17 protein-coding genes are annotated in these 20133 nt (G+C 68.2%); 5 read left to right on the forward strand and 12 right to left on the reverse strand.

All coding sequences use genetic code 11. The features are described from left to right. Positions 1-689: 689 nt before the first annotated feature. Positions 690-815, forward strand: a complete 126-nt coding sequence (locus tag NUT86_RS00005; protein ID WP_274732488.1) for a hypothetical protein — start codon at positions 690-692, stop codon at positions 813-815. A 1304-nt stretch (positions 816-2119) separates the two neighbouring features. Here NUT86_RS00005 and NUT86_RS00010 read toward each other — a convergent pair. The 3 genes from NUT86_RS00010 to NUT86_RS00020 form a co-directional block, all read right to left on the reverse strand. Next, positions 2120-2329 carry a hypothetical protein gene (locus NUT86_RS00010; RefSeq protein WP_274732489.1) on the reverse strand — a complete coding sequence of 70 codons (210 nt, stop codon included), beginning with the start codon at positions 2327-2329 and terminating at the stop codon, positions 2120-2122. A gap of 195 nt (positions 2330-2524) precedes the next feature. Further along, positions 2525-2671 carry a hypothetical protein gene (locus NUT86_RS00015; protein ID WP_274732491.1) on the reverse strand — a complete coding sequence of 49 codons (147 nt, stop codon included), beginning with the start codon at positions 2669-2671 and terminating at the stop codon, positions 2525-2527. A gap of 110 nt (positions 2672-2781) precedes the next feature. Then, positions 2782-2916, reverse strand: coding sequence for a hypothetical protein (locus NUT86_RS00020; protein WP_274732493.1), 135 nt, complete (start codon positions 2914-2916; stop codon positions 2782-2784). 317 nt (positions 2917-3233) lie between these two features. Between NUT86_RS00020 and NUT86_RS00025 the strand changes: the two genes are divergently transcribed. Continuing rightward, a complete protein-coding gene (locus NUT86_RS00025; protein ID WP_274732495.1) occupies positions 3234-3467 on the forward strand; it encodes a hypothetical protein in 234 nt (77 codons plus the stop codon). A 388-nt stretch (positions 3468-3855) separates the two neighbouring features. Here NUT86_RS00025 and NUT86_RS00030 read toward each other — a convergent pair whose 3' ends face one another. Further along, positions 3856-4275: a RapZ C-terminal domain-containing protein gene (locus tag NUT86_RS00030; protein WP_446750813.1), complete on the reverse strand. Its 420-nt coding sequence runs from the start codon at positions 4273-4275 to the stop codon at positions 3856-3858. Positions 4276-5367: 1092 nt separating this feature from the next. On the opposite strand from NUT86_RS00030, the gene NUT86_RS00035 reads away from it, so the two are divergent. Further along, positions 5368-5631 carry a hypothetical protein gene (locus NUT86_RS00035; RefSeq protein ID WP_274732498.1) on the forward strand — a complete coding sequence of 88 codons (264 nt, stop codon included), beginning with the start codon at positions 5368-5370 and terminating at the stop codon, positions 5629-5631. 479 nt (positions 5632-6110) lie between these two features. Here the strand turns inward: NUT86_RS00035 and NUT86_RS00040 are convergent, their stop codons facing one another. Then, positions 6111-6845, reverse strand: coding sequence for a hypothetical protein (locus tag NUT86_RS00040; RefSeq protein WP_274732500.1), 735 nt, complete (start codon positions 6843-6845; stop codon positions 6111-6113). A 494-nt stretch (positions 6846-7339) separates the two neighbouring features. On the opposite strand from NUT86_RS00040, the gene NUT86_RS00045 reads away from it, so the two are divergent. Next, positions 7340-7798, forward strand: coding sequence for a hypothetical protein (locus NUT86_RS00045; RefSeq protein WP_274732501.1), 459 nt, complete (start codon positions 7340-7342; stop codon positions 7796-7798). Between the two features lie 53 nt (positions 7799-7851). Here the strand turns inward: NUT86_RS00045 and NUT86_RS00050 are convergent, their stop codons facing one another. The 3 genes from NUT86_RS00050 to NUT86_RS00060 all read right to left on the reverse strand — a co-directional run bounded on the left by NUT86_RS00050 (position 7852) and on the right by NUT86_RS00060 (position 9607). Further along, positions 7852-8073, reverse strand: coding sequence for a hypothetical protein (locus NUT86_RS00050; protein WP_274732502.1), 222 nt, complete (start codon positions 8071-8073; stop codon positions 7852-7854). Positions 8074-8498: 425 nt separating this feature from the next. Beyond that, positions 8499-8675: a hypothetical protein gene (locus tag NUT86_RS00055; RefSeq protein ID WP_274732504.1), complete on the reverse strand. Its 177-nt coding sequence runs from the start codon at positions 8673-8675 to the stop codon at positions 8499-8501. After that, a complete protein-coding gene (locus NUT86_RS00060; RefSeq protein WP_274732506.1) occupies positions 8672-9607 on the reverse strand; it encodes a hypothetical protein in 936 nt (311 codons plus the stop codon). The genes NUT86_RS00055 and NUT86_RS00060 overlap by 4 nt, the downstream gene beginning before the upstream one ends. A 454-nt stretch (positions 9608-10061) precedes the next feature. On the opposite strand from NUT86_RS00060, the gene NUT86_RS00065 reads away from it, so the two are divergent. Then, positions 10062-10769, forward strand: a complete 708-nt coding sequence (locus NUT86_RS00065; protein ID WP_274732508.1) for a hypothetical protein — start codon at positions 10062-10064, stop codon at positions 10767-10769. A gap of 577 nt (positions 10770-11346) precedes the next feature. On the opposite strand, the gene NUT86_RS00070 is transcribed toward NUT86_RS00065, so the two are convergent. The 4 genes from NUT86_RS00070 to NUT86_RS00085 form a co-directional block, all read right to left on the reverse strand. After that, on the reverse strand, positions 11347-13704 hold the full coding sequence (locus tag NUT86_RS00070) for a DEAD/DEAH box helicase (RefSeq protein WP_274732509.1): 2358 nt from the start codon (positions 13702-13704) through the stop codon (positions 11347-11349). Between the two features lie 14 nt (positions 13705-13718). Continuing rightward, positions 13719-16727 carry an AAA family ATPase gene (locus NUT86_RS00075; RefSeq protein WP_274732510.1) on the reverse strand — a complete coding sequence of 1003 codons (3009 nt, stop codon included), beginning with the start codon at positions 16725-16727 and terminating at the stop codon, positions 13719-13721. Then, the gene (locus tag NUT86_RS00080; RefSeq protein ID WP_274732512.1) at positions 16728-17891 is read right to left on the reverse strand and encodes an exonuclease SbcCD subunit D; all 1164 of its coding nucleotides are present in this window, start codon (positions 17889-17891) and stop codon (positions 16728-16730) included. Between the two features lie 384 nt (positions 17892-18275). Further along, entirely contained in the window at positions 18276-20057 is a 1782-nt protein-coding gene (locus NUT86_RS00085) for an ATP-dependent nuclease (protein ID WP_274732513.1), read from the reverse strand. Positions 20058-20133 lie beyond the last annotated feature (76 nt).

Consider the following 20133-nt stretch of genomic DNA (forward strand, 5'->3'; position numbering starts at 1 on the left):
GGCGGAGAGCCTGTCGGCTCTTAGGTTGGCCTGACGGCCAACCGCCCAACACGGCCTGACGGCCGTGAAGGTGACGCGTCGTCATGCCTGGCGGCATGACTGTAAGTTGAGGAAAGTGGTGTCCCTGACGGGCCACCGTGAGTGGTGACGGTTAACCCGTCCGGGCCTGACGGCCCATAAAAAGTGGCACGTCGTCATGCCTGGCGGCATGACTGCAAGTTGGTTGGCCTCTCTTTCCAGTCCTGGCGGACTGGAGCGCGCCATGGTTTGTGGGTGATGTCATAACGGTTCTCTGGAAAGTTATTTGAGTAGGCCCCTCCCCTGGCGGGGAGGTGTCATCCCCATCTGCGCCTAACGTCGGCGGGGTTCAGGTGCACAAGGGGGAGCTAACGGCAGAGAAGCGAACCCCGAACCTACTGGCGGGTTACTTGTTCCCTGGTGTCCGGGCTAGGACTCTGGGGCCGGGAGGGCGTGAATGGGGGCGCGTATGGCGAATCCCCGGCCGGCCAAGCCGACAGTTGCTGCCGCCGCCTGGGCACCTGCGAAAAAATCGCAGAATTCTGCTGCCAATTCACCGGCTTCTGCGATTCATTTCCGCAGGTCAGAGTACTTATGGTGGCGTCCAACTGCCGCTAGAGTCGAGCACCGAAAGAAGGACCGTCGGAATCGAAAGGAGGGAGGAGGAAGGAATGTCTACCGGAACCGAGCAGGACAACGGGGGCAGTAGGGTCCGCGGCGCATGGCGTGAGTTTGTGGCCCAGGTGATCGGCACAGCGATCGGCTACGTCATCGCCAAGGCCACAGGGGTGGCGTGATGCGCAGCGCCCCCAGGTGGCTAGACCTGAGGGCGCGGATTGTGCGGGGTGCTCCCACAGCCGGAGCTTCGACTGATCTCACACCTGTTCGTGTCGGAGCTTCGGCTGTCCCGTGCCGCGTTTCCGTGGCGGGACGGTACGAGCATGGCACACGCCACCGCGCGGCGCCCTGGCAGGCAGCCGGGGTACCGCGCAGGCTTCGGTCAGGCCGGCTTGCTCCAACGCTGGTGCGCCTCGGGCAGCGTGAGCGTGGCGACGCGGATCCGGTACCAGCTGGCACGCAGAGGGCAGTCGGGCCGGCATGCGCGGCGGCCGCAGACGTCGATGTGCCGGCCCGCGGGGATGCCGGGGTCCGCGTGGTCCTGCCAGGTGCGGCAGTGCCGGCACAGGGTCCACAGGGCGTTGCGGTCGGGGCCGTATTAGCCGGTGAGGGTGACCGGGGTGGTTTCGGGCATGGCGGGGCTCCTTCGGTGTGTGGGCAGGACTGTGCGGCCCCGTGGCGGGGCGGCGCAGGGTGAGGCAAAGAGAGGGGCGGCACGGGGTGCTGGCCGGTCTCTGGGGTGGTTCTAGGTGGCCGGTTGCCTAGCCCCGCAAGTCGCGGGCTGGCGGCGCCCGGAGGCGGTGTGCCGGCGGGCTCTCTACCTATGACGTCGGTGTCATTGCGGCCCTTGTGTGCGCGTCTGCGCGCGTGAGATAGCCCACGGCCGCTGGGGTGTGGGCTTCCACGGGGTGTAGGGAGCGGGGGCGGTTGTTTTGGCGGGGCCGCGGGACGATGGTGCGCGGCTCTACAGGGGTTACGGGTCTGCCGCCCCCAACGAAGGTGAGCGGGTCGATTGCCCGACCCCGCGGAACCCGCACACGACAAAGCCCCCGACCGTGGCCGAGGGCGAGATGACGCCGCTATCTGGTTATGGGGTGGGCGGGCCCGGATGTCGCGCGGATTCCGCCAGCCTCGGCAGGGAGTGCAGACCTACCCGCGCCTCGGCGGGAGGACCTCGCCTTGTTGCTGTACGTGGCGGATGTGTGCGGCCGTCATCCGCGGGCTCCTACCGATGTAGGTGAAGGGGACGCGGCGGGCCTGGATGGCTTCGGCGACCCAGTTCTCGGTCTTGCCCAGCAGGTCCCCGGCCTCTCACGGGGTGTAGCAGCGCAGGTTTTCCTCGGCTTGCCGGGCGGCGATGAGCTCGTTGAGTTGTTCCACGGTGGCTGCGAGGCGTTGGAGGACAGCGTCGTGCGAGATCGGCATGCCCTCTTCATCGGGCAAGCGCGTCCCCGTCTGAAGCCAGGGGCGCGGGGCGGCCCGGTCAGTGCGACGCCCGCGCGATGCCCTCCACCAGATGCTTCACCGCGCCGAGGACACTGTGCCCGAACGCGGTGGGCGCCAGGAGCAGCCCGAGGACGAGGATGATCGTGATGCCGAACATCTGGTCCGCGCGGGTGCGGGGCTCAACAGGCCGGCGCCACCGCACGATGACGATGATGGCGAGCAGCACGGCCACGTTGATGGTGAGCATCCGGCGTCCTTCCCCCTGCTCCCGCCGGGTGGCGGGTGTGGGAATGGTGTACCGGGCGCTGGTTGCCGGCGTCAGTCGAACAGGGCCGGGTTGACGCGAAAACGGCGGGCCCGGCCGAAACGTGAACGCCGGAACTGGGGATCTTGCCCGCTTCGCCGTGGACGCCGGCTGACTGACGGGCAGTCCCAGTCGGCCTTAGTCGTCCTCGCCGTACCCGTAGACGGTGTTCTTCTTGCCGCAGCTGGGGCACGTGACGTAGGCGTTCGGGTTGTCGCCGTCCTCCCAGGGGAGGGTCAGTTCCCCGCCTGACAGGTCCCGCTGGCATGCGATGCACTGCTGCACGTTCAGCTCCTTCTCTCGGGCTCAGAGTACTGAAGGGGCGCTCTCGGGCCGTGCAGCGAACGGCGGGCGTCCGGGTCTGGTGGAGGTCACGAACGCCCGCCGCGCCGCGCTCAGCTGACGCCCCAGTCCCCAGTGAGCATCGGATCTGCCACGGCCCCTCTGGGGCCGTACGTGGCTTCGCCGCCGCCGTAGTAGCCACCGTGGCGTTCCACGATCGCCGCTACGTCCTCGTGGCGCTGCACCATGTCCTCGATGGGGACGTCCCGGCCGGCCAGCAGTAGCCACCCCGTCGCCGGCCGCGGACTCGCGTGCGTCCGGCTGGACGGGCGGCGGGAATCGCCACCCGTCCAGCCGGTGCGGTGTGTGCCAACGAGGAGCGGTCAGTTGCCCGGCTCCGAGCTGTCGGCGTGGAGAGCCCGCACAGGCAACGACGGCTATGACCGCCTGCCGTCCGGCAGGTGCACCCACACGCCAGCGCAGGGCGGGGGTCGGAAGGTCTTGCCGTGGGCAGGGGCTGTCAGCGTCGGTACATCAAGTACCAGACGGGCGTTACGAGCGAGAAGTGCACGTAGGCGACGCCCGGTTCGCGGAGCGCGGCTTCAACCTCCAACAGACCGCCGATCCCATCGAGCAGCACGTGACCGCTCTCGACCTGGCCATTGCCCCGTACAACCTCGGCGACGAGAAGGAGAACCTGAGGCTGTTCGCCGAGAACGTCGAGGCCCTGCGCGTCGAGCAGCGCAAGCGTGAGCAGCAGCTCGACCAGCCGCATCAGGGTCAGCAGGAGATCGTGTGACTCCGCCCGCCCGGTACAGCCTCCAGCGGTGGCTCTTGGCGCCCCGCACCACCTGGCGCGCCCGCCGGCTGCGCGCTGCCCATCCCTACCTCAGCGGTGATCAGGCGTGGGGCCTCGCCCGCCTGCACCACCATCCCGATGAGGTTCCTTACGCCCACGCGTTCTTGCACCGGCGCGGACCAGGCCAGGAGGACTGAGCCTCACTCGCGCCCCGCAGTACGGTACGGGGGAAGCCCCCGGAGACAGCTCCAATGTCTCCGGGGGCTCCGTGCTGCTCGACCAGGTGGACTCGTTCGCGCCCCACTCCGTGGGGCGCGCTCGTCGTTGCAGGACCGCTCCCGCAGCCAGCTCTAATGGCTGCGGGCGCCCTTGGCTTCCCCGGGGGAGATCAATGCTCGACGACGTCCTTGTCGAGGTCACGGTGGACCAGGTCGATGACCAGGACCCGTTCGGCGAACTCCTCGGCGGCGTCGGCCAGCCCGTAAGCGGCGGCCTGCTCGACGTCCCCAGCGACGACGGCGCGCAGCGCCATCGCCGTGGCGGCGGCCCGGTGGCGTCCGCCAGCGCACTGAGTGACCACGATGATCGGGGCGGCCGTGGGACCGGCGAGGTAGCCCTGGATCTGCAGCGCGGTCGCAGCGAGGACCTGGCGCACGCCCGGGGTGGCCAAGACGGTCTCGCGCACGACCTGGTCGTGGGCAGTGAGCTGGCGCAGGTCGGCGCGAACGTGCGGGTCGCGGAAGTGGAAGGGGTCGCAGAAGACGCCGTCAGCAACACCGCCCGAGCCTGCCGCGGTCCGCTCGAACAGTGACCGAGTCCTCTCGTGGACTCAGCTGGGCACCAGTCTCTTGTGCGCCGGCCCCGGTGCGGTCATCGGGCTGACCGGCCACCCCGACCTGGGGGTCGCCATCGCCCCCGTTCGCGGAACCGGAGGGGGCACTGTTTCGCCGCTGCGCCCAGTGCGACACAGCGTTCTTCCCGCTGAATGCGGCTTCGTCACGGGGTGGGCGCCCGCGTCGCTTCTGCTCGAACGCCTGCCGCCAGGCGTCGTACCGAAGGCGCCGTGCCGCCCCTGCGGAGGCCCCGGTGCAGCCGACGTGTATCCCCGCGCAACGCGTGCCGGGCAGGCCGCGGCCTGCTTCCTGCGACGAGCACATTTGGCGAATCCGTGGGGAGCCAAGAGACAGGTGGCGCATCGGGTGCCTGCTGTACGACGGACACCATGGGCGGCACCTTTCCCTGTGTTCGACCGAGGGCTACCAGGCGGTGTGGGTCAGCTGGGCTGACGAGGAAAACCCACTTGAAGAGAGTGCCTTTCCGGCCTGTCACCCCGTATGTGACACTGCGCCACGTCGTCAGGGGGACGCGTCGTGCGTGCTACCGCAAGGCCATGAGGGCACTCACCTCGGTGGCGCTCCCTGGTACGAGCATGGAGAAAGGATCGGACAGAGCCTTCACCTGGACCGCGACCTCAAGTTCGCGTTGCGGATGCGCCTGTCGTCACCGCACGCCGTCTGACCTGCGGGCTGAGCCCTGCCGTTCGACGCCAGCCCGGCCGTCGGTGTGGACGTGGCATGGGTGTCTGCGGCGACGCAAAGGGCGGTCCCGCGAGGACGGCACGGTCTGGTCGACCGGCGTGCCCTCGACCAGGCCCTGTACTCCCGAAGCTGCGGCGAAGTGACAAGTAGCTGAGAGTGAGGTTCTAGGCACCGCTCCCCTTGGTGGGGCTTCCCTCCCCGAGTGCTACATCGTCGTGCCCGAGGACGTGGTGGCGAAGTGGGCGCGCGGGGCGGCCTGGCGTCGGCGGGCCCGTACGACGCGGCCGGCCCGGACAGATGGCCCTCGGACGCCGCTTACGCCCTCACCCGGGTCGGGCTGCTCCCGGCTACGGTAGACGCCCATGAACGCCTACGAGCGGGCCGTGCAACGCGCCCTCGCCACCACCGGCCACACCCACCTCACCACCCGCCAGCTCGCCGCGCTCCTCGACCGCACCGAGGAAGCCACCCCGCACGCACAACACCTCCAACGCCTCCACCCCGGACACGCCACCACCCGCAACCGCCTGCACGCCGCCGGCATGACCTGCGCACAGATTGGCCTCCACGACGACGGCGACCCGGAGTTCCTCGACGCGCTGCTGCAGGAACTCGCCCACACATAAGCCCGGCAACAGACCACCATGGCCCGGTACTCCCGAAGCTGCGGCCAAGTGCCAATTGGCACTTGGCCGCAGCTTCGGGAGTACCGGGCCATGACCGAGCGCCTGGCCGAACAGGCCGCCCGTGTACGGCGGGAGGCCGACCAGGCCCGGCGCCAGCAGGAACAGGCCCAGCGGTGGCGGCGCGAAGCCGCTACCCGACCGGCCCGGCCCTGGAAGCCCGCCCTACTCCCGCCCGTGCGGCCAGTGCCCCGGCCCGCGGGCCGGGGGGGCCATTCTGCGAGGTCTGCAACCGCCCGCTGGCCGAACCCCTGGTGCGCTACGGACGGCACATCCTGTGCTGAACAGGAGCCGGGACGCTCCTGTGGGCCGCCCGGACGAGGGCGAGCCCCGGGGCGTTGCTGCGGCTACAGTCCACGCGACGGGGGCCGGAGCCACTGGCATTGGCTCCCGCCCCCGTCATCCGGCGGTGAGGACGCGGGTCAGTCGGTGTCCTCGTGCGGTTCGAGCAGGGCGAAGTACGTCGCACGCTGCTCATCGGTCAGCTCACCGTCGAGCGAGAGCGCCGAGCGCAATGCGCTCAGGGTGTCCGCCGCCGGCGCCTTCCACGTGTTGCGGGCCTGGCGCTGGATCTCACCGATGGTGGCGTACGCCTCGGCGGGGAAGCACCGGATGTACCAGCCCAGCGTCTTGGCCACCGACGGCGTCAGGTTGAGGTGCCACCACGCCTCGAGGCCCTCGCCGTTCTCGTCGTCCTTGAACATCCCGACGGACTCGGCGAAGTCGAACAGCACCGGCACCGCGGCCCGCACGGCCCGGCCCAGGTGCTCGGTGGGGACGATCTCGTCAAGACTGACGGCCACCGACCAGGCCAACGTGCCGGCGACCTCGGAGACGGACTCCTTGTTGCGGTGGCGCAGCACCCACCGCTTGCGCACGTCGGGCCGGTCGTACAGCGTGTGCTGGAAGTCGACGGCGAACCGGTCGCGGACCTCGACCGCACCGGGCGAGAGGCTGTCGGGGTCCCCGCCCGACATGGCGGTCTTGACGCCCTGGTAGGAGCGCTGGCGGGACTCCACGAAGCTGCTCGGGGTCTCGCGGACCACGCTGTACAAGTACGTGCCGGAGCTGTCGGCCGCCGGTCGCGACTCCCTGGTGCCGAGCGCCGCGCCCGCCGTGCTGCCCGCTCCGCGCTGATCCCGTCTCATCGCTCTCATGACGGTGTCCTGTCCTAAAAGACAGGACACCGTCATGTCACAGGTGATTGATCCACCAGAGGATGCCGGTGACGAGTGCACCACCCGCAGCCGCCGCGATGCCATGCACGAGGCCGTGACTAGCGGTGCGGGCAAGGGAGCGCAAGGGGACTCGGCGTGCCGGCTTCTTCGGTTGCCCCGTAGGGTCGGATGCAGTGCTGATGGTTCCTCCTGGTGCGGAGCTGTCGGTCGCTTAACGAGGCGGCTCCCTGGGCCAACAGGGGGCCGCCGCCCCTTTTCGGGCGGCGGCCGTCGCCGCAGCCGAACCTCACCAACTGCTGGGCGAGTTCGACGTTCTCGTACCTAGTCTCAGGGCTGCTCCGACCAGTTGGTCACTTGTGTTTGCGCTGGTCACCGCTGGTTTTTCGGTTGCCAAAGCTGGCCATGAGGAAGTCTTCGTATGCCATGGGTTGTCATCGGTAGACTTTGCTGGTCAAAGGCCAGGGGAGGGCTCGATGGCACAGGTCTTGCGGATGCCGAGCACAATGGAGCTGCCGACAGGTCCGCGACGGCAGTTCGTCGAGGAGTTGTTCTCGCACTACCGGGATGCCGGGCGCCCCACGCTGCGGGTCATCGCTGAGGAGATAGACGAGAACCCGGAGTTCGACGCTTTCACGGCTAGCCGTGAAACCATCCGCAAGATGCTGCGGGGCAAGACCGTTCCGTTGAGCTGGGCAGTGGTCGACGCAGTCCTGACGGTGCTGTGCGCGCGAGCCGGTGTCGACCCCGACGCGGAGCGATGGGCGGACGGCTTCAATGGCGAACCAACCTCACACCGGCAGAGCCTGCGAAACTTGTGGAACGAGGCGATAGACGCTCCGCCCACTCCTCCTGCTCGGTCTTCCGCCTGGGGAGGTCAGAACGATCCCTGGGCAGCGTCGAGTAGGCCCTACGCTGACGAACCGCCGTTCTGAGGCTCCCAGGCGGCCGAAGCTGGGCCGTGTGTCCGGCTTCGGCCGCGTGTACGTCACGTCTGCGGCTCGGAAGCCGGGGATTGGTCGTCGCTCCGGCTACTGCTGAACCAGAGAGTGCGAACCATGTCGGCCGCCGCGCGGCGCCGCGCAGGCTTCTTCGCGTACACCGCGGTAAGTGACAGCAGGATGATCAGCAGCAGGTAGAGCAGCACGACCGCGAGCAAGGCCCACACCAGCAGTGGAACCCGGGCGATGAACGGCAGAAACGCCGTCACGGCGACCCCCATCAAAGTGTCAGAGCAATCTCCGCACTGACGGGGCGGCTTACCGCAACGGCCAGCGCCCGATCCGACGATCTTGAATCGTCGGCCGGGTCCACCCTCCCTTGACTTGGCTGGGGGGAAGTGCCGTTGCGTACCCTCCGGTGGTCGTGAGCCACCTGCCGAGCGGTCCCGGTCGAGAGCTGCTTCAAGGATGCCATGTCGGCCAGCGCGGCCGTCTCGGTGTCGCAGAAATCGGCATAACTGTGACACCGACCGCCACTCAGAAACCGCCGGCTGTCCACTTCCGTCCATTCGGCACCCGGCTGGTGCCAGCGTTTACCCGTGACCGAACTCGCACTGAACGTCATCGCGGGCCCGAGCGCTGGAATTCGCGCAGGTCAGCGGTATCGCCCCGCGGGGCAACACCGCTCGGAGCGTCACTGTGCTGGTGGCCCGCCGCTTCCGCCCGTGTTCATCAGGAGGTAGGCGAGAGTCACCACCCCGACCCCGACGAGTACCGCGATGCCGACAGCGGGGTGCATGTACGCGATGTATGCCGCGACGGTGCCTAGCAGCAACAGGACAAGAGCGCGCAGATCCAAGGGGCCGGTCACCGGGCCAGCTCGGGGTCGAGTTCGCGGGATACGGCCGCTGCCAGGTCGGCCTTCGCCTTTTCCGCCGAGCGGTCCGCCATCCCAATCGTCTCGGTGTAACCGGCCTGGCGCATGTCGCCCCGCTGGACGCCGTAGGGGAGGTGGAAGACGTTCCGCCAGAGGCCGAGGACGGCGGCCTCCACGGCACGTGCCTGGTGGCCGAGCATGGAGGCGCTGATCAGCTCATGCCAGCCCTCCCGCTTGTGTTCCTCTAGCCGGTCGCTGCCGTGCTTGCCGATCCCGACCTTTACCGCGGCGAGGCCGTCGTGCGTCGCGAGGTACACAAACGCCGGGTCGTCAGCGCGGATGCCGTAGCCACCGCAGTACCTGCATGCGCCAGTCTTGGCATGTTTGATGCTGTCGAAGACCGGAGCGACCTCGCGCCCGCACTCCTCGTTAAGGCATCGGGCTTGCCACGGTTTCTTGACGCCGGGGAACCGCACCAGGGGTTCGGCGCCGGCAACGCGCATGAGGTCGACGGCCTCTTCGGGTGCAATGGCGCCGTTGCGACGGCAGAGGTCGCAGCCCCTGCCTTGTTCCTGGCGGAGGGCCTTACGGACGCTGGTGAGCGTGGGCGCGGTGATGCCGTTGCACGTGCCGCACACAGACATCCAGGGGGTGCCGTTGCCGGGGTAGGGGCCTTGGGGGGTGAGTCCGCGCTCGGCCATGATCGCGCGAGCTTCGCCCTCAGTGCGCTTCTCACAGCCAGAGCAGCGGCGGCACGGCCCCTGCCCGCTCGTGACGACGTTGGCGTAGCGAGGAGAGCAAGGGTGTCCGCACTTGTCGCAGGTGCCGGGCCATGGGGCGGTGGCGCCGGGATAGGTGACGGACGGGGTGAAGCCGCGGGCGCGCATCTCGGCGGCGGCCTCCTCCGGATCCTTTTTCTTAGGCATAAACAAGCATCATGGTTCTTGTGGAGCAGCCGTGTTGGCCGTTTATGGAAACCGGCCTCACGGAGCGCCGCGTTCGGCGCGACCGGCGTGGTCCTCTCCCTGACCGGGCACGAAGGGGCCGGCATCGCCCTGCTGAGCGCCTGCTCGCTGGGGCGGGGCGTCAGCCTGCAGCACGCTGGGGAGCTGTAGAGCTGCCTGCCGCGACATCGCGGCGTACCCCAGGGGCCGGACGATTCGTCCGGCCCCTTCGGCGCACCCGGGGCGGTGCTGAGGTTCTCGGGGACGGAAGGCGGGGCCGGGCAGGGGCGGGATCAACACCACGGGCGGGTCGCGGCGCACGCTGGAAGACGAGACGCCCCGAATCACTCGGAACACGTCGGGTGCCGCTGCTGTCCTCGCGGCCCCCGGGATCGGCAAGGGGCGAAAGACGCTTCGCCGATGCCCGGAGGTTCCTGTGTTCCTCGACCTGCTCCACGCCCTGCTCGACCAGGCGGCCCGCGCCGTCCCCGACGGCGGCGCCCCGGCGCTGCTGGGAGAACTGGCCCGTGCCATCTCCGCGGTGACCGGCCTGGTGCAGCTGCTGCGCCGTTCCGGCCGGCGCCGCGTCCGCCGGGTGGTAGAACCGGGCATGACCTTCGTAACGGCGGGCGTCGCCGCTGCCGGCATCAAAGCGACGGGCAGCGTCACCTCCGCGCTGATCGGGCGCTACCGGCCCTCAGGCGTGCCCCGGCTGGGCAGCAAGGAAGACCGGGCGGAGGCGTACCGGCGGCTGCTGGACGCCTCCACCCGCTCGTTCAACTGGGCGTTTCAGTTCTCCCACCTACAGCGCGAGGCGGGCCGGGCGGCGCACAAGCTGCTGCTGGGCCAGCTCCCCCAGGCGTGGGAGGTCAGCGGCGAACTCATCGGCGCGCTGCACGGCGTACGGCTGTGCGGCACCGTGCCGGTCATTGCCGCGGCGGAGGACCTGGTCGCCGCGACCAGCGACCTGGAGCTGAACGAGAAGGACGGCGACCGCTTCCAGCAGCAGGCTGAGGCGGTCGTCGCAGCCCAGGGCGCATTCCTCGACGTCTGCCGGGAGGACCTGTCGTACGCCACGAAGCGGTGGCAACTGCTGCGCCGATACAAGGAGCGGCGCTTCCTGCGGCAGCAGGCCGGCCGCTGACGGTGCCCGTCGGACACAGCCTGCTCCCTGTCCCGTCGAGGGGCCCTCTGAAATCGCGTTCTGTGGCTCGTCTCTCGCATCTGATCCACAGGGCGAAAGCCCTCTGAACGGCGGCTAGTTGTAGGCGGGGGAATGGGTGTCGGCGGACTCGCTAGAGTGGTGCCTGCTTACCCGGATCCTCCCTTTGGACTGGGCGCGAGGGACTCGTTCCCGGACGCCCAGCGCCTGCGATCAGCAGGTGCCGTTTTGGAGGAGAAGGGGGGTGCTGATGAGCGGCAACCGGCGCAAGCGTCGCGGCAGGAAGTGGACTGGCAGTGAGAAGGTCCAAACCGTCCTGGGTGCGGCGCGCTTACTGGTGACAGTCATCAACGCCCTGTGGGGCTGATACCCCACACCGAACCCGTCGGACACGACTTGGGCCACGCAAGCAGCGAGCCCGGTCGGCATCTACTCGACCGGGCTCGGTAACTGCAGGAGAGGCTCGGATCGGTCTTGCACCGCTTGAGGCATGCCTGGAGGTGCTCGTTCGTGGCACCAGACGTGGACCGCAACAACGGAAATGGAGCAGTGGGACCCATCAGCTCTTGGTCGTGACGTCTGTCGGGTCGTGAGCAGGGGGCCTCAGGCCAACGGCCTGGAGGGCCTGTCGGCGGTCGGGGGTGAGGCTGTGCCAACGACGTCGGATGTTGCTGATCCATTGGCCCAGGCGCATCGGCTCTGCACCCAGATCTTCGACATGGCGCTGCGGAACGTCGAGGTGGCCCTCACGTGCGCGGAATGCACGCGCCGCCGCAAGTCCGCGGTGGAAGGCGCGATCGCGGGCTGAGCGCCTGTCGAGAGCCGACTGCCGTTTTGGCAGGCTGCCGCTGTTCAGGCCCAGGTGGGTGAGGAGTTGCTGTTGTTGGGGGTTTGCTGGGGGTCGGTTGCGTTGGGTATGGAGCCACTCCCCCAGACGCAGGCCGTCGTCGGTGACGTAGTCCCGGCGCAGGTCGGTCAGTGAATGGCCGGCGTCGCTGTGTCGGTGGGCGGCGTGGTAGGCGCGCTGCCAGGTCAGTGGCCAGGCTGGGTTCCAGTGGGGATCCAGGTCTAGCAGTGCCTGCGTGCGAGCGGGGGTGAGCTGGTCGGCGCGTTTGCGTTGGGTGGCGAGCCAACGGCCGAGGGCGAAGCCGTCCTGGCGTTGATCGACGGGCACGGACAGATGTCCGTGGGTTGCGGCGTAGGCGGCCGCGTGGGCGAGTCCACGGTCGAATGCCTGCTGGCGGGGGTTCCAGACAATGTTCAAGCGTTCCAGGGCTGCGGTGCGAGCGGTGTCCAGGGCGTCGGTGCTGTGCAGGTGGCGCTGCCAGGTCAGCCATCGTCCCAGCGGGTAGTTGGTGTCGTCCTCGTATGCCTGGGGGATGTCGAGGTGGTGGTGGGTTCGGTGGTAGCGGCGGGCCGCGGCCAGGCCGCGGCGCCATTCGGCGCTCTTGGGGTTCAGGACGCGCAGGGTGAGGGCGAGGGCGACTTCTTCTTCCTGGGTGGGTCGGTCGAAGCGGAGCCAGGCGCCGGGGTCATCGCTGGGGAGGGTGGGGCGGTGGGTGCGGGGGTCTGCGAGGCGGGCGGTGAGGCGTTCGTCGTGGGCGCGCAGAGCTTGGACGGTGCGCCATAGGGGGGTGTAGGCATCGGCGCCGAGGAGATCGTCGGGGTCTTCATCGGGGGTGAGGTAGACGGGGACGATCAGGGTGGCTTTTTTGCCGGCGCCGGGTGGTTGGCGCAGGGCGCGGCCGACAGCCTGGACGGTGTCGACGGGGCTGTTTTTGGGGTCGGCGAAGACGACGGCGTCGATGGAGGGGACGTCGATGCCTTCGCCCAGGACGCGGGCGTTGGCGAGAACGGCGGGGGTGTGGGGGTTGGTGTGGGCAGCAAATTCGAGCAGGAGGCGGCGGCGGATGCGGGGTGGGTGGGTGCCGCTGATCCAGTTCGCCCAGAGGCCGTCGGGTTGCAGGTCGGTGGGGAGGGCTGCGGCGGTGTCGGGGAGGGTGGTGGCGAAGGCTCGGGCGTCGGCGACGCGATGGTGGAAGGTGAGCACGCGGCGCAGTTTGTGGTCGTGGATGGCCCTGAGGACGGCGACTTGCCGGCCGGCTAGGCGCAGGCCGTCGGCGCCGGCGTCGGGTCCGGTGGCGAGCCAGTCGCGAAGGTCGGTGTTGTCGACGACGGGGACGAGGATCTGGTAGTCGGCGAGTAGGCCGAGGTCGATGGCGTCGGAGAGGGTCAGGCGGTAGGCGACGGGCCCGTAGAGGGTTTCGTCGTCCATGGAGGCGACGGGGTCGTCGGCGCGGTCGCTGTCGGGGTCCCAGATCCGAGGGGTGGCCGTGAGGTAGAGGCGGCGGGTCGCGGGGACCTGGTCGTCGTGGTGGATGGCAGCCCAGGCTTTGCCGAGGCGGCCGGCGGTGCGGTGCGCTTCGTCGACGACGGCGAGGTCCCAGGCGGGTAGGTGAAGGGTGTGGTGGGCGGTGAGCAGGGTGGGCAGAGAGGCGTAGGTGGCGTAGACCGTGACTGGCCCGTCCTCGGCCGGGGTGAGGGCTGCGAGTTCGGCGGGGTCGGTGGTCATTGGGATGTCGCCGGCCGAGGGGTGCTCGACTGCCTGGCGTGCTGAACAGACGGCCACGGCACGGCCTTTGCGGCCAGCTGCGTGCCAGGAACGCACAGTCTGAGACAGCAGGTCCAGCGTGGGGACGAGGACAAGGACGCGGCCGTGGGCAGCCAACCGGGAAGCGGTTCGCGCGGCAATGAGGGTTTTCCCGGTGCCGCAAGCGGCCACCACGCTCGCGCGATCGTGGGTGCGCAGCGTCTTGACTGCTGCTGTGACCGCTTCCTTCTGGTGTGGCCTCAGTTCGAGGTCGGTGGGGGCCATGGTGTGTGCCGCTCCGGTGCTGGGCTGGTGGGGGCGGGGCATTGTTGCATCGAGGGCTAATCGGCTGCTTCGGTTACGAGGGCCAGGGTGGAGCCGCTGGCGCTCTTGCGGACGTGGAGCCGGTTGGTGATGCGTCGGCGTAGTTCGGGAACGTGGCTGATTAGTCCGACGGTGCGGTCGTGGGCGCGTAGGGAGTCGAGAACGTCGAGGACGTGGTGGAGGGTGTCTTCATCTAGGGTGCCGAATCCTTCGTCGATGAAGAGGGTGTCCAGTGCGCGTCCGCCTGCTTCGTGGGTGACGACGTCGGCGAGGCCGAGAGCGAGTGAGAGGGAGGCGAAGAAGGATTCTCCTCCGGAGAGGGTGTCGGTGTCGCGGTCCCGGCCGGTCCAGGCGTCGGTGATCTTCAGGCCGAGGCCTGAGCGGGCACCGCGGGATGCTCGGTGGTCGCTGTGGGAGAGGGTGTAGCGGTGGTCGGACATGCGTAGCAGGCGGGTGTTGGCGGCCGTGACGACTTGTTCGAGACGTGCGGTCAGGACGTAGGCCTCGAGTTCCATGCGGTCTCTGTTGCTGGGTGAGGTGCCGTGGATGAGGTCCTGGAGGTGGTGGACGGTGTCGTACGCGTCCTGGAGAGGTTCCAGGCGCTGGATGCGGGTGCCTAGTTCTGTGGTGAGGCTGGTGAGGTTGTCGTGGCGGGTGCGTGAGGCTGTGGTGGCGGCGACGGCCTGGGTGTGACGTTCTGCGGCGGTGTCACGCAGGGCGACGGCGGCCTCAAGGTCGGCGGGTGGCTGGGCTGCGGCCTGCACGAGCTCGGGTTTGTCCAGGACGGCGGTGTGCGCGGCGCACTGGTGGCTCCATTGCCTGATCTCTTCCTCGATGGTGTTCAGTGCATCGTCGTCGAGGAGTGCCTGCTCGGCGGCCTGAAGAGTCTCGAAGCCACGGGCCTGTGCGGCGGCAGCGGCCTGTATGGTGCGCTCGTCCCGTTCCGAGGCGGTGCGGGTGGCGGTGGTGGCGGCTTCGCTTGCAGCCTTGAGATGGTCGGCACTGTGGGTGAGGTCGGCGACGCGTGCAGCAACCGAGGACGCGCCTTCACGTGCCGCATCCAGCTTGGCGTGGAGGTCCTGCAGCCGTGCAGCAGCGTGGTCGTATTCCGCATTGCGCGCCGAGAGCTGTTCGCCGGCCGTAGTGCCCTTGTGGACCATGTCGGCCTGTTCGTGCTCCAGGGTGGCGAGTTCCTCGGACGCTGTGCCGAAGCCTGCGGCTTGCTCGAGGGCTTGGGCCAGCTTCTTTTCGACGGTGTGGCATTGGGCTTGGAGCTCTGCCAGAGATGCATCGCCTGCCTCTCCGCCTGCCGATGCTGCGCGTTCACGGGCCTGTTGCAGTGTGGCGCTGATGGCCTGCTCGTCCTGCTGGGCCTTGGTGTGGCGGGTTTCTGCGGCCTGCTCGTCGGCGCGTGTCGGCTGTCCGGGGTGGGGGGCAGCTGGCGCAGGATGAGTACAGGATCCGCAGACAGGACAGGGACTACCGTCCTCAAGGCCGGCGGCCAGCTCGGCCGCCATGCCTTCCGTGCGCTGACGCCGGATGTCGATGTAGGCCGCGGCGACCTGGGCGGTGACGGCGCGGGCGTTGGCCAGGTGCTCCTCGGCTTCGGCCACCTCGGCTCGGCGGGCGTCGCGCAGTTCGGCGGCTTTGACGCGTCGGTGTACGTCATCCAGGGCGGTCTCGTGGTGGCGGATGTCTGCCTCGGCGCTGCGGGCAGTGGCCATGCGGGCGGTGAGGGCCGTGCGGCGGGTGGGCGCCTGCTCAAGCCAGGTGCGGGCCTCGCGTTGCTCGGCCGCTAATTCCACGCGCTCGGCATCGAGGCGTTCGAGGTCGCTGGTCAGCTGTTGAACAGTTGCTTCTTGCGGCAGCAGCGCTGCGGCGAGGGCGGCCTGGGCACGCAGCTGTTGTTCGGCAGCGGTGAGTTGCTCGGCCGTGGTCGTGTCATGGTCGGAGGCGAGACTGCTGCGGGCGTCGGCCTCGTGGCGGGCGGCGCGGTCGTGCTCGGCGCTCGCAGTGTTGGCCGCATGGACGACGGCTGCCAGCTTCCCGGCGCGACGGGCCTTCTCGAGCTGGTCGTTGAGTTCCTGCTGTCGGGGCGCCTGTTTCTGGAGCAGGTCAAGCTGGTCTCGGGCGCTGCGGTGTTGGGTCTGCTGTTGATGAAGTTCGCGGACGGTGAGCTCGAATGTCTGCTGGGTGCTCAGGTCAGCGGCTGCCGTCGCTGCTTCAGCGGTGGTGCGCTCCAGGTGCGTTGCCGTAGCCTCCGCCAGCGCTGTGGCCCAGCTGTGGGCAGGGCCGGTGAGAGTGTGTGGATCGTCGCTGGTCGGAGCGTCGTGCTCGTGGTCGAGGTCCCCGGCTGCCTGGTGGATGCGTTCGATCAGGCTGGTCACGTCTCCGCGGGCGGCCTTGAGGGCCTTCTCCGCTTCGCGGCTGCGGTCGAGGAGCCATCGGTCGATGTTGGTGAACCTGCCGGTGCGGAAGAGTTTGCCGAGGAGGTCCCTGCGTTCGGGTGCCTTGGCGCGCAGGAACTGGGTGAACTGGTTCTGTGGCAGGAGAACGACCTGGCAGAACTGGTCACGGCTCATGCCCAGCAGCGCAAGGATTTCGTCGCCGACCTCTTGATGGGACTTGCTGGATGCCTCCCATCGGCCCTGCCCCAAGGTGTCGTCGTGCGTCCACTCGCGCAGAGTGGTTTTCGCGCTTTGTGTGGTGTCCCCTGTCCCTCGGGTCTTGGGCCTGGTCTGCTGCGGGATGCGGGTGATCTCCAGGCGGCGGCCGGAGAGGGTGGCCTCCAGCGTCACCTGTGTGAGCAGATGTGGGGCGGCGTGGTCGCTGCGCAGCAGCAGGTCCCGGTCCCCGGGCGGCTTGCCGTACAGGGCAAAGCAGATGGCGGCGAAGACTGTGCTCTTGCCGGCGCCGGTGTCGCCGTGGAGGAGGAAGAGGCCGTCGGCGGAGAGGGATTCGAAGTCGATGGTGTGGATTCCTGCGAAGGGTCCGAAGGCCTGCAGGGTCAGGCTATGCAGGCGCATCTAGACGGTCTCCTCTTGCATGGAACGGATGCGGGAGGCTTCGACGGCCTGGCGCAGCAGGTCTTGCTCGGTGGGGGTGGGGTCGGTGCCGCGGACCTTCTTGATGAAGTCGCTGGCAATCTCCAGGTCGGTGCGGCCGTCGAGGCGGTCAGTGTAGGTGGGGCCGTCCGTCTGGGGGTTCTCTGGGGGTTTGTGCAGGAGGTGCATGGTGTGTGGGAAGCGGCGCCGTAGTCGGGCCATGGGCTCGTACGGAAGGGCCGGGTCGGTGAGGGTGACCTGTAGCCAGCTGCCTGTTAGGTGCTCGTGGGCGGGGTTGGTCAGTAGGTCCTGGAAGGTGCCTTTCAGGCAGGCGAGGGCGCGCGGCACAGGGGTGGGCATGCGGGTGAGGGTGACCGTGCCGTCGCCGGCCAGGTCGACCACGGTGAGGGTCTTGGTGTGGCCGGCTTCGGAGAAGGAGTACGCCAGGGGGGAGCCGCTGTAGTGGATGCGGTCGTTGATGTTCTGCGCGCCGTGGAGGTGGCCGAGGGCGACGTAGTCGATGCCGTCAAAGACGCTCGCCGTGACATGGGCGACGCCGCCGACGTTGATGTCGCGTTCGCTGTCGCAGGGGGCAGCGCCGGTGACGAACGCGTGGGCGAGGACCACGGAGCGGGTTCCGGGCGGGTAGGTGGCGAGGTCGGCCCGGACGAGATCCATGGCCGCGGTGGCCACTGCCTGGTGAGAGGTTTTGTCGGCGCCGAGGTCCGTGCGGGCCAGGGAAGGTTCTAGGTAGGGCAGGCCGTAGACGGCGACGGTGCCATGTGTGTCGTCCAGCAGGACGGGGGTGGTGCAGGCGGTGACCGGATCGGTCCGCAGGTGGACGCCGGCGCGGGCCAGGAGGCGTGAGCCGACTCCGAGACGGTGGGCGGAGTCGTGGTTGCCGCTGATCATGATGATCGGCAGGTTGAGGCCGGCCAACTGATTCAGGGCATCGTTGAACAGGCGCACAGCGTCCAGGCTGGGGATGGCACGGTCATAGATGTCCCCTGCTACCAGGATCGCCTCAACCTGCTGATCTCGTGCCGTGTCGTGCACGTGTGTAAGGAAGGCATTCTGGGCGTCGATCAAGTCTGCCTCGTGGAACCGGCGGCCCAGGTGCCAGTCCGAGGTGTGCAAGAACCGCATGGGCACAGACCGTAACCATGAGCGGAACCCTACCGGGCGGTTTTCCCGATAAACATGCTGGCTTGTAGGGGTATGAAGGTAGATGAGGAATCGTTTTCCCTCATCGTCTGAGGGCTCTGACAGGCAACGGGCACGCCGGGTGATTTGTCAGTGGCAGGGGGGAAGATGAGCAGTGGGGGAAGGGAGAATGACATGTCCTTACCGCGTTCTGCTCGGTCCGAGTGCGTGCCGGCGCCCAGCGGCTGTCGGTGGTGCGGGATCGAGGCACGTGGACATGCTCGGCAATGGGTTGCGGACGTGGGCTGGCACGCGTGGACAGCGCCGACGGTCCAGCAACGCAAGGAACGCATGCTCAAGCGGCGTAAGGGCCGTCCGCATTCCTAGTCAGTGAGCCAGCTTCTGCAGCTGAGCGAAGACGTCACGCAGTTGCTGTGGGACATCCTGGGCCGCCGTGAGGGTGGTGGCCAGGCCGTAGACCATGGCGGGCTTACCGCTGGGGCTGTCATCGGCCGCCTGTTCTTTGATCATGCGCAGAATGTCCCCACTGAATTTTCTGCCTCCGCGGTGGGCGGTGAAGTCGTCTGCCGTCCAGGTCTGCGGTGCAGGGCGGGGCCAGCGGGCGTTGGCGGCGGTGGCCCATTGCGCGTCGGTGAAGAGTTCTTCCAGTTCGTTGAAGCCCTCGCCTTCTCCCACGTAGGTGACTTGCGTGTCGAGGTCGAGTCCGGCGCGGCGCAGCCTCTCGTCCTTGAGTAGCTTGTTGCTGCGACTGTCAGCATCGATCATGAGCATGACTGTGCGCTGGTGTTTGACGAGGTATCGGGCCAGGTGCAGGGCCCCCTCGTTATTCTCGCAGCCCCACAGAGCGATACCGGCCGCCTGCAGGGACAGCTTCTGAGAGAGGCGGAACAGCAAAGGCATGGCCTGCTGCTCGGTCTCCCCTTCCACAGCGAGGAAGCAGCGCTCGTGGAGCAGGACCGAGTTGCGCAGCCCCAGAGCAGCAGCGATCTGCCCCAGCACGACGGTGCGGCCGCTGTCGTTGAGCTTGAGGTGGACGACGTCGGCGATATCGACGCCGTCGATGAGGTTCATCGAGTGGGTCGCCACCATGACGCTGACATGCGGTAAAGCGCACTGCTTGCGGATGATGTCCATCACGGTGCGCTGGTGGCGGTAGTCGAGGTGGGTGTCGGGCTCGTCGTAGACGACGATTGTCTGGGTTGGCTCGCCGTCCGTCTCCTCCGTCGCAGCCAGTTCGGTGCTCTCCAGGAGGTCGCTGGTCCACTCCCATACCGCGAGGGCAATCCGTCGGGTGCTGCCCTGCCCTGAGCGTGTCAGGTCGACGGGTTCGCCATCGGCCCGGGAGACGTGCAGGGGAGCCCGCTTGAAGCCTCCTTTGAAGGAGACTTCAGGTTTGACGTCCACTCCGACGAATTCGCTGCAGTGCTGGCGGATGTGGCTGCACAGGGAGTCGGCCTCCTTCTCTAAGCGCTGGGTGATCGCTGTTTCGATCTCCCGCACCTGTCCTTGCAGGGTCTCGTCCTCCAGATGCGCCTCGTAGCAGTTGCTGAGGGCGGTCCGTACAGCATCATCGGGGCTCTCGTCCTTGCCGCTGAAGGCGAGAAGTCTGGGCAAGCGGGCTTCCAAACTTTTGGGAAGCGGCTGCCACTCTTCGGTCTGAGGCAGGGTAGCCGCGTGGTCGATGACCGCGGCGAGCAAGTCCTCCTTGAGGGTGCCGGCCGGGGTAAGCCCGAACTCAGCAACGAGGGTGGCGAGGGCCGGCTTGAGCAGCCTGTCCAGTCCGTGGAGGCGGCTATCGGTGGGTTGGCTCCCGAAGTACTCCCAGCAGGTTGCGTCACCCGACCTGGCTCGGCGGCGGATGCTTACCTGGGCGGGAAGACCGCTGCTGTCCCGTTCACCGGAGTCGAGAGTGAACCTACCCTCCACCCAAGTCTCCGAACAGCGGCGCCCCTTGGCCCCTTCGCCTTGCTCATAGGTCCGGTCCTCTTCGGTCAATCGGTATGCGCCCACCAGGAAGGCGAGAGCGGTAAGCACAGCGCTCTTACCGCCGTCATTACGGCCCGCGAGGATCGTGGGACTACTGATCGGAATGTCCGTCACGTGTGTCAGGGAGCGGAAGCCGCACGCGGAAAGGCTGTCGAGGTGCACCGTGAGCTGCTCCGTATCTCCCCTGCTCAGACCAGACAGAGGTATGACCTGCGGGTAACGCGTGCGCTGCAGAGTC

Source organism: Streptomyces sp. G7(2002) (assembly GCF_028870195.1).
In the GTDB taxonomy this organism is placed as follows: domain Bacteria; phylum Actinomycetota; class Actinomycetes; order Streptomycetales; family Streptomycetaceae; genus Streptomyces; species Streptomyces nigrescens.

Coding starts and splice junctions, on each gene's coding strand:
- NUT86_RS00040 (WP_274732500.1), bottom strand. CDS start 6,845: ATGAGAGCGATGAGACGGGATCAGCGCGGAGCGGGCAGCACGGCGGGC.
- NUT86_RS00020 (WP_274732493.1), bottom strand. CDS start 2,916: ATGGTGCAGCGCCACGAGGACGTAGCGGCGATCGTGGAACGCCACGGT.
- NUT86_RS00005 (WP_274732488.1), top strand. CDS start 690: ATGTCTACCGGAACCGAGCAGGACAACGGGGGCAGTAGGGTCCGCGGC.
- NUT86_RS00010 (WP_274732489.1), bottom strand. CDS start 2,329: ATGCTCACCATCAACGTGGCCGTGCTGCTCGCCATCATCGTCATCGTG.
- NUT86_RS00060 (WP_274732506.1), bottom strand. CDS start 9,607: ATGCCTAAGAAAAAGGATCCGGAGGAGGCCGCCGCCGAGATGCGCGCC.
- NUT86_RS00045 (WP_274732501.1), top strand. CDS start 7,340: ATGGCACAGGTCTTGCGGATGCCGAGCACAATGGAGCTGCCGACAGGT.
- NUT86_RS00075 (WP_274732510.1), bottom strand. CDS start 16,727: ATGCGCCTGCATAGCCTGACCCTGCAGGCCTTCGGACCCTTCGCAGGA.
- NUT86_RS00035 (WP_274732498.1), top strand. CDS start 5,368: ATGAACGCCTACGAGCGGGCCGTGCAACGCGCCCTCGCCACCACCGGC.
- NUT86_RS00080 (WP_274732512.1), bottom strand. CDS start 17,891: ATGCGGTTCTTGCACACCTCGGACTGGCACCTGGGCCGCCGGTTCCAC.
- NUT86_RS00070 (WP_274732509.1), bottom strand. CDS start 13,704: ATGCCCCGCCCCCACCAGCCCAGCACCGGAGCGGCACACACCATGGCC.